Below are 14,207 nucleotides of genomic sequence, written 5' to 3'. Positions count from 1 at the left end.
CGTGCGACCCCTCGACCCACGACTCATCCGGCGCTCCCGCGCGGCGCGCGGCTTCCTCATCGGCGGCGGCGCGCTCGCGCTGCTCCAGGCCGGCTCGACGATCGCGTTCGCCTGGGCGCTCGCGTCGCTCGTCGTCGGCCTCATCGAGGGCGACGTGCCGTGGGGGATCGAACTGGTGATCGTGGTGCTCGTCGCCGCGGCATCCGTTCGCGCGGTCGCCGGCTGGCTCTGGGAGTGGCTCGGCTCGGCCGGGGCGATGCGGGTCAAGGCCGAGCTGCGCGACGACCTGCTCGCCGCACTGGAGGACCGGCCCGGCGACGCGCGGCCCACGTCGACGGCGGACGCGTCCACGCTGCTCGGCCCCGGCCTGGACGCCCTCGACGAGTACTTCGGGCGCTACCTGCCACAACTGGTGCTCACCGCGGTCGCCACCCCGATACTCGTCGCCGCGGCCTGGTCGGCGGACTGGGTGTCCGGGCTCATCCTCGTGATCGTCCTGCCCCTCATCCCCGTCTTCATGGCGCTCATCGGCATGGCGACCGAGGTCGTGCAGCGCCGGCAGTGGCAGCGGCTCCAGTCGCTCTCCAAGGGGTTCCTCGAAGTCGTCGGGGGACTCGCGACGCTCATGCTGTACGGCCGCGCCGAGCGCCAGGTGGAGCGCATCCGCACCGTCACCGACCAGTACCGCTCGAGCACCATGAAGGTGCTGCGGGTCACGTTCCTCTCCGGGTTCACGCTCGAACTCGCGGCGAGCCTGTCGGTCGCGCTCGTCGCCGTCTCCATCGGACTGCGACTCGTCGCAGGCGACATGTCCTTCGCGCCCGGGCTGTTCGTGCTCGTGCTCGCGCCCGAGGTCTTCCTGCCGATCCGCAACGTCGGCGCGGCGTTCCACGCCTCCACCGCCGGCCTCGAAGCCTCTCGCAGCGCCCTCGACCTCCTCGAGACGGACTCGGCGGAGCGTCGTCCCGACCAGCCCGCGCAGCACGGCGACCCGACGACGGATGCCGCGGGGCTGCACCTGCGCGGCGTGCGCGTCACCCGCGGCGGGCGCGCCGCGGTCGACGGCGTCGACCTCGACGCCGCCCCCGGCGAGATCGTCGCGGTCATGGGAGCGAGCGGGTCGGGGAAGTCGTCGCTCGTCGCCGCGCTGCTCGGCTTCGCCCCCTACGAGGGCACGGCCACCCTCGACGGCGTCGCGCTCGGTCCGGGCACGCGGGCGCGACTCGCGTGGGCCGCGCAGAGCGCACACCTGCTCGAGGGCACCGTGGCCGAGAACGTACGCCTCGGCGCCGAACACGCCCCCGCCGCCGTCGCCGACCGGGCACTCGCCCTTGCCGCAGCCGAGGTGCCCGCCGGCACCGTGCTCGGACCCGGCGGCACCGGCCTCTCCGGCGGACAGGCCCAGCGCGTCGCCGTGGCACGCGCCATCCACCGCCTGCTCGCGACCGACGCCTCCCTGCTCGTCCTCGACGAGCCGTCGTCGGCGCTCGACGCCGATCGCGAGGCGGCGCTCGCCGCAGGCCTCGGCGAACTCGCCGCCGAGGGACGCACCGTGCTCGTCGTGACCCACCGCGAGACGCTCGCGGCCCACGCCGACCGCGTGGTCGCCATCCGGGAGGTCGCGCATGCGTGAATCGACCCGAGACGTGCTCCGCCGTGCCGTCCCGCCGGCCGGACGGCTCGTGCCGTCGATCCTCCTCGGGGTGCTCGCGGGCCTCTCGAGCGTCGCGCTGCTCGCCTCGAGCGCCTGGTTGATCGCGCGCGCCGCCGAGCAGCCGCCCATCCTCTACCTGTCGCTCGGCGTCGTGGGCGTCCGCGCCTTCGCGCTCGGCCGCGCGGTGTTCCGCTACCTCGAACGCCTCGCCGGCCACGACGCCGCCTTCCGCCAGCTCGCAGAGATCCGGGCGGGCGTCTTCGAGCGCATGCTTCCCGTCGCACCCGACGGGCTCGCTACGAGCCGCCGCGGCGACCTCCTCGCGCGATTCGTCGGCGACGTCGACGAACTCCAGAACGTCTCGTTGCGGATCGTGCAGCCGCTCGTGAGCGCCGCCATCGTCCTGGCCACGGCCATCGCCGGACTGGCCTGGCTCGCCCCCGCCTCGGCGCTCGCCGTCCTGTCCTGCCTGGGCGTCGGCATCGCCGTCGCGGTCACGGCCCAGCAGGTGCTCGCCGCGCGTGCGGACGCGCGGCTCGCCCCGCTCCGCGGACGGCTGCAGGCCGCGATCGTCGAACACGTCCAGGCCCTCGACGTCCTCGTGGCCTTCGACGCGGCGGCGGCGAGCCGGGCCCGCATCCGGCGGATCGGCGCCGAGCTGCAGCGGGCGACCCGGACGCGCGCGGCCGCGCAGGGCCTCGCTGCAGCCGCGATGAGCGCGGTCGGCGGGGTCGCAGCGGCGGCGAGCCTCGGAGCCGCTGCCCCGCTGCTCGCCGACGGCCGGATCAGTGGTCCCACGTTCGCCGTGCTGTGCCTGGTCCCGCTCGCGATCGCCGAGGTCGCGGCGGCGATCCCCGTGGCGATCGGCGCCGTCCGCACCGTGCGGGCGAGTGCGGAACGGGTGGCCGACGCCGTCCCGGCGGAGGTCCCGGCGGAGCTGCCGCAGCCGCCCTCCGGTGCGGCGCCCGAGCCGACATCGTCGCATCGGCGCCGGACACCCGGCCTTCGGCTCAGGAGCGCGAGCGCGAGCTGGCCGCGGGCGAGCGGCGCCGGGCGTGCCGGCTCACGCGACCTGGCGCCGCTCGACCTCGACGTCGCCCCGGGCGACCGGGTGCTCGTGGAGGGGCCGTCGGGCTCCGGCAAGACCACGCTGGCCCACGTGCTCGTCCGGTTCCTCGAGTACGAGGGGTCGTACCGCCTCGACGACGTGGAGGCTCGCGACCTCGATCCGCGGGACGTCCGCCGCGTCGTTGGCCTCGTCGAGCAGCGCCCGTGGCTGTTCGACGAGGACCTCCGCCAGAACCTCATCTTCGCCCGGGACACCGCCACCGATGCCGAGCTGCTCGAGGTGATGGACCGGGTCGGGCTCGGGTCGTGGGTCGCCGAGCGCGGCGGTCTCGATGCCCGCGTGGGGGAGCGAGGCGCGCTGGTCTCGGGAGGCCAGGCGCAGCGGATCGCGCTCGCCCGGGCGATGCTCGCGGACTTCCCGGTGCTGGTGCTCGACGAGCCGACCGCCAGCGTCGACGCGGATCGCGCGGACGCCCTCCTGGCGGACCTGCTCGGGGCCGCCGCGGACGGTCGCTCGGTGATCCTCATCTCCCACACCGGAGCACCCGACGCGCTCGTCGACCGGCGCATCCGAATCGACGGGCCGGCTGATACCGTCGGCCGGCGGGAGTGACGATTCCTCGCGTCGTGCGCACGGATCTTGCGTTCTCGGAAGGCACCCCTAGTCCGGGGGACAACTTCTCTGCTTGACTCCCCCCAATCGTCCGCACGGCGGACGGCATACCCCCAGCAGAGGAGCCTTCATGTACCGAAGTGCCGCACTCGCGGGCACGGCCATCGTCGCGGCGGGAGCACTCCTGCTCGGCGCCGGCCCCGTGCTCGCACACGACGAGCCGCTCGTCGACGACGGAGTCCTCGACTCCGGCAAGGAGACCCACAACCACCACTCGCACGGCCAGCAGCACGGAGAGGAGGAGGGCCACCTCCCTGCCTCGAGCGAGAACGTGCTGAAGATCGGCAACCTCGACCTCTTCGAAGGCGCGGAACAGCCCGGCCGGATCGCCGACGTCTCGGCGTACGGCAACTACGCCTACCTCACCGCCTTCTGGGAGCCCGCGTGCGATCGCGGCGGCGTCTACATCGTCGACATCGCCGATCCCGAGGCGCCGAAGGTCGTCACGAAGATCGACAGCCACCGCGGCACCTTCAGCGGCGAAGGGTCGCAGGTCATCGACCTGAACACGGAGCACTTCACGGGTCAGCTCCTCGCCTACCAGAACGAGATCTGCCCGGGCGACGACAAGGGGATCGGGGGCGTGACGCTGGTCGATGTCACCAACCCGGCGAAGCCGAAGAAGCTCGTCGAGGGTGCCGGTGACTTCGACGTGCCGGGCAAGGCGCAGACGAAGGCCCACGAGACGCACTCGATCCGCATGTGGACCGACGGCGACCGGGCGTACGTGGTGCTCGTCGACAACGAGGAATCCGCCGACGTGGACATCCTCGACATCACGAACCCGTCGAAGCCGGTCCTGGTGTCCGAGACCGACCTGGTCGACGAGTCCGCACAGCCCCTCGGCGAGGTCCACGGCGACGCGACCTTCCTCCACGACATGGTCGTCGAAGAGGTCGACGGCGTGATGACCATGCTGCTCTCGTACTGGGATGGCGGCTACATCAAGCTGAACGTCGACGATCCGGCGAACCCCGTGTTCATCGACGACACCGACTTCGAGCAGTTCGATCCGGTACGGCTCGAGGTCGCCGGCGAGGAGATCACCCCGGAGGGCAACGCGCATCAGGCCGAGTTCACGCACGATCGCGAGTTCTTCATCGCGACCGACGAGGACTTCGATCCGTACCGCGTCATCGCCCAGATCGAGGGCGCCGGCGAGTTCACCGCCGTCCAGGGTTCCGACGTGCCGCAGATCTCGCCCGAGCAGAGCCTCGCCGGAGGCACGCGCTACGTCGGCCTCGCCTGCACCGCGGCCTCCGTCCCGGCACCGGCCGGCGCGACCGTCGCCGTCGTCGAACGCGGCACCTGCGCGTTCACCGACAAGGTCCAGGCCGTGGAGGCCGCAGGCTACGAGGGAGCGATCGTCTTCAACTCCGACGCCGCGGGCAACTGCGACGCCCTCGTGTCGATGCTCGTCGACGCGGGCATCCCGGCGGTGTTCGCCTCGCGCACCGACGGGTTCCGCATCCTGACGGGCGGTGTCCCGGCCGGCTACACCTGCGGCAGCGGGACTCCGTACCCGGTGCCGCTCGCGGTCGGCGACCCCGGACGCGACGTGGACGTGAGCGCCGTGTTCGACGGATGGGGTTACGTGCACCTGTACGACGCCGAGACCATGGAGGATCTCGACCAGTACTACGTTCCCGAGAGCCAGGACGCCGCCTACGCTTCGGGCTTCGGCGACCTGTCGGTGCACGAGATCGCGACCGATCCGGACGAGAACCTCGCGTACGTCTCCTACTACGCCGCGGGCTTCCGCGTGGTGGAGTACGACCGGGCGACGGGGCTGAACGAAGTCGGCCACTTCATCGAGGAGGGCGGCAACAACTTCTGGGGCGTGGAGGTGCACGAGCACCCGAACGGCGAGAAGTACGTGCTGGCATCGGACCGCGACAGCGGCCTGTACATCTTCCAGTACGACCCTGAGGGCTGATCTGCTCGAACGCCGGTGGGCGGGTGCGGGAGCGCCCGCCCACCGGCGCGTCCGCGCCCGCCCGGCGCGCGGACCGCTTCGGCACCGGCAGTACGCTCGGAGGGTGCCACGACGCATCCGGAGCCTGACGCTGCCCGAGTGGCGCGACCCCGAGGTCGTCTTCGTCGCACTCGCGGCGGCGGCGTCGATCGCGGCCTGGCTCGACGGCGGGGACGGTGCCCGCGACGGTCGCAGCGTGATCGCGATCGCCGACGGCGACACCCCGGTCGTGATCGCCGGCGACGCCGACCGGGCCGATGACGTCTATGCCGCGCTCGCGGCCGGGATCGGCGACGTCGACCCGATCGACGACCTCGGCGCATCGGCACGCGCCGCCGTGGGCTGGCACGGATGGTTCGGCTACGAATTCGGCGCCCGTACCCTCGGGGTTCCGACGTCCGCGACCGAGGTGCCGGCCGCGGCGTTCTTCCTCGCCGATCGCGTGATCGTGTTCGAGCACGCGGACCGGCGCGTGCGGCTCGAATGGCTCGAGGGGGAGGACGCTGCATCTGTCGAGGGGTGGGTCGAGGCAACGCGAGCGACGCTCGCCGCTCTCCCGGCGGGCGAGCCGGACCGGACGCCGTCGGCGACCGGTCCCGCGGCATCCGCACCCACCCGGTGGCGGCACGGCGCCGAGGCGTACCGTCGCATGATCGACGCGTGCCGCGAGGCCATCGTGCGCGGCGACGCGTACCAGCTGTGCCTGACCAACCGGGTCGAGCTCGACGTGCGGCCCGACCCGGTCGAGGCGTACCTGCGACTACGACGCGGCAGCCCGAGCCACCACGGGGGCTTCCTCCGGTTCGGCGACGTCGCGCTGCTCAGCGCCTCGCCCGAGCAGTTCCTGTTGGTCGAACGCGACGGCACCGTCGCCACCAAGCCCATGAAGGGAACGCGCCCGCGGTCGGCCGACGCGGCGACCGACCGGGCCCTGCGCGCCGAGCTCAGCGCGAGCGAGAAGGAGCGCGCCGAGAACCTCATGATCGTCGACCTCATGCGCAACGACCTCGGTCGCATCGCCGAACTCGGCACGGTCGCGGTGCCGAGCCTGCTCGAGGTCGAGGAGTACCCGCACGTGCACCAGCTCGTCTCGACCGTGACGGCCCGCCTGCGGCATCCGCTCACGGCACTGGACGCCGTGCGCTCGGCGTTCCCCGCCGGATCGATGACCGGGGCGCCGAAGGAGAGCGCGATGCGGATCCTGCACGAGCTCGAGGGCGGGCCGCGCGGCATCTACTCGGGGGCCTTCGGATGCCTCGGGGTCGACGGCACCGCCGACCTGGCGATGGTCATCCGGTCGATCGTGCTGACCGCCCGGGGCGCGTCGATCGGCACGGGCGGCGGCATCACGGCGCTGTCGGACCCGGATGAGGAGGTCGAGGAGACGCGACTCAAGGCGCGCGCGCTCATCGCCGTCCTCGGCGGCGAGGACCCCGTCCGCTCGCAGGCGCCCCCGCCCGCCCATTGAGTAGGCTTGTCCCTCGGGCGCCGCGCTCGCGCGCCCGTCCCGGGCCGAGCGCCCGCACCCTCCCCGCGCAGCACGATTGAGAGTCACGTGGCACACGAGCAGGACACCCCCGAGACCGCCGACGCCGGCACGTACGACTTCGCCGCCATCCAGGCGAAGTGGAGCCCGGTGTGGGAGGAGCTCCAGCCGTTCCGCGCCGCGCAGCCGGGCGACACGCGCCCGCGCAAGTACATCCTCGACATGTTCCCGTACCCCTCGGGCGACCTGCACATGGGCCATGCCGAGGCCTTCGGGTTCGGCGACGCCGCGGCCCGCTACTGGCGTCACCAGGGCTTCGACGTGCTGCACCCGATCGGGTGGGACTCGTTCGGCCTGCCCGCCGAGAACGCGGCGATCAAGCGCGGCGCCGACCCCAAGGCCTGGACGTACGCGAACATCGAGCAGCAGAAGCGCTCGTTCAAGCAGTACGCGCCGTCGTTCGACTGGTCGCGCGAGCTCCACACGAGCGACCCCGAGTACTACAAGTGGAACCAGTGGCTGTTCCTCAAGCTGTACGAGAAGGGCATCGCCTATCGCAAGGCGGGCCAGGTCAACTGGTGCCCGAACGACCAGACGGTGCTCGCGAACGAGCAGGTCGTCGACGGGCACTGCGAGCGCTGCGGCAGCGTGGTGACGAAGAAGGCGCTCACGCAGTGGTACTTCCGCGTCACCGACTACGCCGACCGCCTGCTCGACGACCTGAACCAGCTCGAGGGCAAGTGGCCCGGCAAGGTCATCACGATGCAGCGCAACTGGATCGGCCGGTCGTCGGGTGCCGACGTCGACTTCGCCATCGAGGGCCGCGACGAGCCGGTGACGGTGTTCACGACGCGTCCCGACACCCTCTACGGCGCCACCTTCATGGTCGTCGCGCCCGACTCGGCACTCGCGGCCGAGCTCGTCGAGGGCGCCTCCGACGACGTGCGCGCGCGGTTCGAGCAGTACCTCGAGTCGGTGCGCGCCGAGAGCGACATCGACCGGCTCGCCACCGACCGCCCGAAGACGGGCGTGTTCCTCGACCGGTACGCGACCAACCCGCTGACGGGCGAGCGACTGCCGATCTGGGCGGCCGACTACGTGCTGGCCGACTACGGCCACGGCGCGATCATGGCGGTGCCGGCGCACGACCAGCGCGACCTCGACTTCGCGCGCGCCTTCGAGCTGCCCGTGCGGGTGGTCGTCGACACCAACGCGCCCGTGACCGGCGTGATCCCCGTCATCCCCGTCGACGACCAGGGCGTGCCGCTGCCCCTCGAGGACCTGCCGGAGCTCGACCCCGCCTCGACGGGCGTCGCGCTCACGGGTGAGGGCCGCCTGATGAACTCGGGCCCGCTGAACGGGCTCAGCAAGTCCAACGCGATCCGACGTGCCATCGAGATCCTCGAGGAGCGCGGCCTCGGGCGCGCGGCGAAGAACTACCGCCTGCGCGACTGGCTGATCTCCCGGCAGCGGTACTGGGGCACGCCCATCCCGATCATCCACTGCGAGCAGTGCGGCGAGGTGCCCGTGCCCGAGTCCGACCTGCCGGTCCGGCTGCCGGATGCCGCGGGGCTCGACCTGCGGCCGAAGGGCTCGAGCCCGCTCGGCGCGGCCGAGGAGTGGGCGAGCGTCGCCTGCCCGAACTGCGGCGGCGAGGCCCGGCGCGACTCCGACACGATGGACACCTTCGTCGACAGCTCGTGGTACTTCCTGCGGTACCTGAACCCGAACGACGACGACCGCGCCTTCGACCCCGCCGAGGCCGAGAAGTGGATGCCGGTCGACCAGTACGTCGGCGGCGTCGAGCACGCGATCCTGCACCTGCTCTACGCACGGTTCTTCACCAAGGTGCTGTTCGACCTCGGCTACCTCGGGTTCACCGAGCCGTTCACGTCGCTGCTCAACCAGGGCATGGTGATCATGGACGGCCACAAGATGTCGAAGTCGAAGGGCAACCTGGTCGAGTTCGCCTCCGAGCTGTCCGCGCACGGCGCCGATGCGCTGCGCGTGACCATGGCGTTCGCGGGCCCGCCCGAGGACGACATCGACTGGGCGGACGTGTCGCCGGTCGGTGCCGCGAAGTTCCTCGCGCGCGCCTGGCGCATCTCGGGTGAGGTCGCCTCGAGCCCGAATGTCGAGTGGAAGACGGGCGACCCGGCGCTGCGCCGCATCACGCATCGCCTGCTGGCGGACGCGCCCGGCTTGGCCGAGTCGTTCAAGTTCAACGTGATCGTCGCGCGACTCATGGAGCTCGTGAACGCCACGCGCAAGGCGATCGACTCGGGGGCCGGCCCGGCGGATGCCGCGGTGCGCGAGGCCGCCGAGGTGACCGCGATGATCCTCGACCTGTTCGCCCCGTACACGGCCGAGGACATGTGGCAACGCTTGGGCTACGAGCCGACCGTGGCGAACGCGGTGTGGCGGAAGGCCGACCCGGCCCTGCTCGTCGAGGAGTCCGTGACGGCGATCGTGCAGGTCGACGGGAAGGTGCGCGACCGCATCGAGGTGTCGCCGAAGATCGGCGCCGACGAGCTCGAGTCCCTCGCGCGCGCGTCGGACGCGGTGACCCGATCGGTGGCCGGGCGCGAGATCGCGAACGTGATCGTGCGCGCGCCGAAGCTCGTGAACATAGCCACGCGCCGCTAGCCCGACCCGGCCTCCACAGGCGGGGCCGGCTCCGGTTCGTCGCACGTGACGCGGGTTCGCTGCCGACGGTCGTGCCGGCGCGGCTAGCGTGCCCGCATGCCCGTGCGCGAGCCCATCGAATCCGACCCGGTCGAGTCGAGCGCCGACGTGGACCCGCTGACCGCGCTCGACGAATCACGCGTCGGGCCCCGGCGACGCATCGCGGTCGGCGCGGCGGTCGTGGTCTTCGTCGCCTCCGTCGCCGTCTCGGCGTTCGCCGCGTTCGCCTCCGGCGGCGGTGGCATGCAGGGCGAGGTCGGCGCGCCGGGCGTGACGATCGACGGCGTCGGCGCGGTGGATCCCGCCGCCTCGGGCGCGGCGAACCCGGCGGCCCCCACGCCCACCCTCCTCGTGCATGTCCTCGGCGCGGTCGCCCGGCCCGGCATCGTCGAGCTCGCGCCGGGTGCGCGCGTCGTCGACGCCGTGGGGGCAGCGGGCGGACTGGCGCCGGACGCCGACCCGGGCGGGGTCAACCTCGCCCGCGCGCTCGTCGACGGCGAGCAGCTCGTGGTACCGGTCCTCGGCGCCGAACCCGCCGCCGCGGCATCCGGTGGCGCCGCGGCCGGGGATGGGCGGGTGAGCCTCAACCAGGCCGACGTCGCCGCTCTCGACACGCTTCCCCGCATCGGTCCCGCGCTCGCCCAGCGCATCATCGACTGGCGCGAGGCGAACGGCCCGTTCACGGATGTCTCGCAACTCCTCGACGTCGCCGGCATCGGCGATGCGGTCTACTCCGGTCTCGCCGACCTCGTGACGCTCTGAGTGCGCCGCCACGACCTGCGCCTCCTGCCCGCCGCGATCGTCGCATGGGCGGCCGCGTGGCTGGCGACAGGAGTGCCGGATGAAGGGATCCCGGCGTGGTGCCTGCCGGTCCTGTGCTGGCTCCTCGCCGGGCTCGTGCTCGCCGCGGCGATCATCGCCGAGCGACGACGCGGGTTCCGGCGGCCGGAGGTATCGGGTCGGTCGGGGGAGTGGCCGGGGCAGCGCGCTCGGGTGCGCCGTCTCGCGCATCGATGGTTCACCAGCATCGCCCTCGCGGCCGCGTGCGCCGGGGTCGCCGCGACCTCCGCCGGCATCGCGCTGGCTGGGCGCGAGACGGGCACACTGTCCGAGGCCGCGGTGTCGCGCAGCTGGGTCGAGGTCGAGATGCGCCTCGAGTCGGCGGCTCGCCCGTCCGTTCCGGCGCCATGGGAGGAGGGCTCGAGCAACTGGCGGGCGCCCGCGACCGTGACGGCGGTGGACGGGCGGCCGCACCGGCCCGTTCGCGTCGAAGCGGTGGTGTCGGGGTCCCCGTCCGTCCCGGGCTTCGGCACGACGCACCTCGCCCGGGTCCGGGCGACCGCCCTGCCCACCGCGGACCGCGAGGCCTTCCGGTTGCGCGGCGAGCTCCTCGAGTCGGGCGGGGCGCCGTTCCTCGTCGGGTGGACCCATCCACTCCGGGCGGGCCTCGCGGACGCCGCCGACCGACTGGGCGGCGACGGCGGTGCCCTCGTGCCGGGGCTCGCCATCGGCGACACGTCGGCCGTCTCCGACGAGCTCCGGGAGGCCATGACCGTCGCCTCGCTGACCCACCTCACGGCCGTCTCGGGAGCGAACTGCGCGATCGTGACCGCGGCGGTGTTCTGGGCGGCCGGGCGGGCGGGCGCGCCGCGTCCGCTGCGGATCGGGATCGCGTTGGCCGCGCTCGCGGGGTTCGTCCTGCTCGTGACGCCCGAGTCCAGCGTCGTGCGCGCCGCGGTCATGGCGGTCGTCGTGCTGGTCGCGCTGGGCGTGGGCCGGTCCGGCGGAGGAGCGTCGGCCCTCGCCGTGGCTGCGGTGGTCCTCCTCGCGATCGACCCCTGGTACGCGCGCGACTTCGGCTTCGCCCTGTCGGTGTGCGCCACCGGAGGACTCATCCTGCTCTCCGGACCGCTCGGTGCGCGACTGTCGCGCTGGATGCCGCGGCCGGTCGCCGTGATGATCGCGATTCCGCTCGCCGCGCAGCTGGCGTGCCAGCCGGTGCTGATCCTGCTCGAACCGTCCATGCCGGTCTACGGCGTGCCCGCGAACCTCCTCGCCGCGCCCGCAGCTCCCGTCGCGACGGTCGCCGGGCTCGTCGGCTGCCTCATCCTCCCCGTCCTGCCCTCCGTCGGCTTCGCGGCGCTCCAGGTCGCGTGGCTGCCTGCGACGTGGATCGCGCTGCTCGCGCACGGCGTCGATCGGCTCCCGGTCACCTCCCTGCCGTGGATGCCCGATGCACCGGGCGCAGTGCTGTGCGCGGTCGGGGTGGCTGCCGGGGTGGTCGCGGCCATCCGTGCCGGTACCCGGGTGCGGACGGTGGCCGCAGTGATCCTGATCGTGTCGATCGCGCTCCCGCTCGGAGCGGCGGCCGGTCGGCCCGTGGTCGCGCGAGCGGTGCTCCCCGCTGATTGGGAACTGGTGCAATGCGACGTCGGCCAGGGCGATGCCGTGCTCGTCCGCGATCGCGACGCGGTCATGCTGGTCGATGCCGGCGCGGAACCGGCGGCGCTTGCCCGCTGCCTCGACCTGACCGGCGTCGACCGCCTGGACCTGGCGGTCATCACGCACTGGGATGCGGATCACGCGGGCGGCGTTGAGGCGATCGCCGGTCGGGTCGACGTCGTCCTGCACGGCCCGCTCGACGGGGCCAGGTCGAGCCGGGCGCTCGAGCCGCTCGTCCGCGGCGGGGCCGAGGCGGTCGAGGTCGGCGCGGGCGCCTCCGGTGCACTCGGGCGGGCCCACTGGCGGGTGCTGTGGCCTCCGCCGCGCACCGAGCCCGGCAACGATGCGAGCGTGGTGATCGACCTGCGCACAGCGCGGTACCGGGCCGTCTTCCTCGGCGACCTCGGAGAGACGGCGCAGGAGCGGCTGCGTCGCGACCACGCGATCGGCTCGGCCGACCTCGTGAAGGTCGCCCACCACGGCAGCGCCGACCAGAGCAGCGAGCTGTACCGCCAATTGCGTGCCCCGGTCGGCCTCGTCGGCGTCGGCGCCGACAACGGGTACGGGCACCCGACCGATTCGCTCCTGGACCTGCTCGACGAGGCCGGGACCCACGTGATCCGAAGCGATCGGTCGGGCACCGCGGCGCTCGTGGCGACCGAGGGCGGGTTCGCCGTGTGGACCGAGCGTGCGGATCAGGTCGGTGGTGATCCGTAGACTGGTGCGGCACATCGGAGGGAGCGCGCACGTGGCGGCACGCGGAGGCACGGCGAAGTCCAAGGCGGCGATCCCGCAACTCGCCTGGAGCGCCGTTCGACCGGCGCCGGTGGTCCTGGTCTCGGGCGGGGAGGATGTACTCGCCGAACGGGCCGTCGCGATGCTGCGCGACGCCCTCCGCGACGAGGACCCGGCGCTCGAGGTCAGCGACCTCGAAGCCGACGGCTATCGACGCGGCGAGCTGCTCACGCTCGCCAGCCCCTCGCTCTTCGGCGAGCCCCGGCTGATCCGCGTGGCCGCAGTCGAGCGCTCGACCGACGACTTCCTCGTCGACGCGCTCGAGTACCTCGAGGCGCCCGCCGACGGCACGGTCGTCGTGCTGCGGCACCGCAGCGGCACCCGGGGCAAGAAGCTCCTCGACGCCATCCGAGCCGGCACCGGCGGCGGCATCGAGATCGTCTGCGCCGAGCTCAAGCGCGACGCCGACAAGCAGGACTTCGCGGCGGCCGAGTTCAAGCTCGCGGGCCGCAGGATCGCGCCGGCCGGGTTGCGCGCGCTCGTCGCGGCGTTCAGCGACGACCTCGGGGAGCTCGCCGCGGCCTGCCGGCAGCTCATCGCCGATGTCCCCGGTGACGTCGACGAGGCCACGGTCGCCAAGTACTACAGCGGCCGCGTCGAGACCACCGCGTTCACGGTCGCGGACTCGGCCATCGCGGGGCGTCACGGCGACGCGATCATCGCCCTGCGGCACGCGCTCGACTCGGGGGCCGACCCGGTCCCGATCGTCGCCGCGTTCGCCATGAAGATCCGCACGATGGCCAAGGTCGCCGGCGCGCGCGGCGCGGCGGCCTCCTCGCTGGGGCTCGCGCCGTGGCAGGTCGACCGGGCGCGCCGCGACCTCCAGGGCTGGGATGACGAGGGCCTGGGCGCGGCCATCGAGGCCCTCGCCGCTGCGGATGCCGCCGTGAAGGGTGCCGAGCGCGACCCGGTGTTCGCGCTGGAGCGTCTCGTCGGCGTGATCAGCGCCCGCGGGCGCGCTCTCGCCTGACGACGCCCGTCACGGGTACACGCCCTCGCCGGGTAAGGACCGTCGCGCCCTCGAACGCCGAAGGGCCCCGCACCGTCTCCGGTGGGGGCCCTTCGGTCGAGTGCGGCGGTCGCTCAGAGCGCGGCGACCTGCTTCGCGATGGCCGACTTGCGGTTCGCGGCCTGGTTCTTGTGGATGACGCCCTTGCTCACGGCCTTGTCGAGCTTGCGGGTCGCGACGCGGAGGGCCGCGGTGGCCTTCTCCTTGTCGCCCTCGGCGATGGCCTTGCGGGTCGCGGTGATGACGGTCTTGAGCTCGCTCTTCACGGCCTTGTTGCGCTCCTGCGCCTTCAGGTTGGTGCGGATGCGCTTGATCTGCGACTTGATGTTTGCCACGTGGTTCGTCTTTCGTGTGTTCTGCGGGTACCGGAGTTGCCGCAATCGGTAGAGGGGCCGTCGCGGCGCATCGTGCGGGGTGGGA

9 protein-coding genes are annotated in these 14,207 nt (G+C 73.0%); 8 read left to right on the top strand and 1 reads right to left on the bottom strand.

Annotated features, from left to right (window positions below; translation table 11 throughout):
* The first annotated feature begins 1 nt into the window (after position 1).
* From cydD to holA, 8 genes are all read left to right on the top strand, one after another.
* Positions 2-1,633 (top strand): thiol reductant ABC exporter subunit CydD, encoded by a 1,632-nt coding sequence (gene cydD, locus RH861_RS15270; protein WP_310521716.1) that lies wholly within the window; start codon positions 2-4, stop codon positions 1,631-1,633.
* A complete protein-coding gene (cydC, locus tag RH861_RS15265) occupies positions 1,626-3,335 on the top strand; it encodes a thiol reductant ABC exporter subunit CydC (RefSeq protein WP_310521715.1) in 1,710 nt (569 codons plus the stop codon). Before cydD ends, cydC begins: the two co-directional genes overlap by 8 nt.
* A gap of 130 nt (positions 3,336-3,465) precedes the next feature.
* Positions 3,466-5,331: a PA domain-containing protein gene (locus tag RH861_RS15260; RefSeq protein ID WP_310521714.1), complete on the top strand. Its 1,866-nt coding sequence runs from the start codon at positions 3,466-3,468 to the stop codon at positions 5,329-5,331.
* 103 nt (positions 5,332-5,434) lie between these two features.
* The gene (gene pabB / locus RH861_RS15255) at positions 5,435-6,838 is read left to right on the top strand and encodes an aminodeoxychorismate synthase component I (protein WP_310521713.1); all 1,404 of its coding nucleotides are present in this window, start codon (positions 5,435-5,437) and stop codon (positions 6,836-6,838) included.
* 87 nt (positions 6,839-6,925) lie between these two features.
* A complete protein-coding gene (gene leuS / locus RH861_RS15250; RefSeq protein WP_310521712.1) occupies positions 6,926-9,502 on the top strand; it encodes a leucine--tRNA ligase in 2,577 nt (858 codons plus the stop codon).
* 96 nt (positions 9,503-9,598) lie between these two features.
* Complete coding sequence (locus RH861_RS15245) at positions 9,599-10,303, top strand: ComEA family DNA-binding protein (RefSeq protein WP_310521711.1); 705 nt, start codon at positions 9,599-9,601, stop codon at positions 10,301-10,303.
* Positions 10,304-12,700 (top strand): ComEC/Rec2 family competence protein, encoded by a 2,397-nt coding sequence (locus RH861_RS15240; RefSeq protein WP_310521710.1) that lies wholly within the window; start codon positions 10,304-10,306, stop codon positions 12,698-12,700. It abuts the gene before it with no gap.
* 31 nt (positions 12,701-12,731) lie between these two features.
* Positions 12,732-13,748 carry a DNA polymerase III subunit delta gene (gene holA, locus RH861_RS15235; RefSeq protein ID WP_310521709.1) on the top strand — a complete coding sequence of 339 codons (1,017 nt, stop codon included), beginning with the start codon at positions 12,732-12,734 and terminating at the stop codon, positions 13,746-13,748.
* A 113-nt stretch (positions 13,749-13,861) separates the two neighbouring features.
* On the opposite strand, the gene rpsT is transcribed toward holA, so the two are convergent.
* Positions 13,862-14,122 (bottom strand): 30S ribosomal protein S20, encoded by a 261-nt coding sequence (gene rpsT / locus RH861_RS15230; protein ID WP_067945396.1) that lies wholly within the window; start codon positions 14,120-14,122, stop codon positions 13,862-13,864.
* Positions 14,123-14,207 lie beyond the last annotated feature (85 nt).

The organism is Agromyces indicus, from assembly GCF_031432295.1.
Taxonomy (GTDB): Bacteria; Actinomycetota; Actinomycetes; order Actinomycetales; family Microbacteriaceae; genus Agromyces; species Agromyces indicus.
This window is presented reverse-complemented; position numbering and strand designations above follow the sequence as displayed.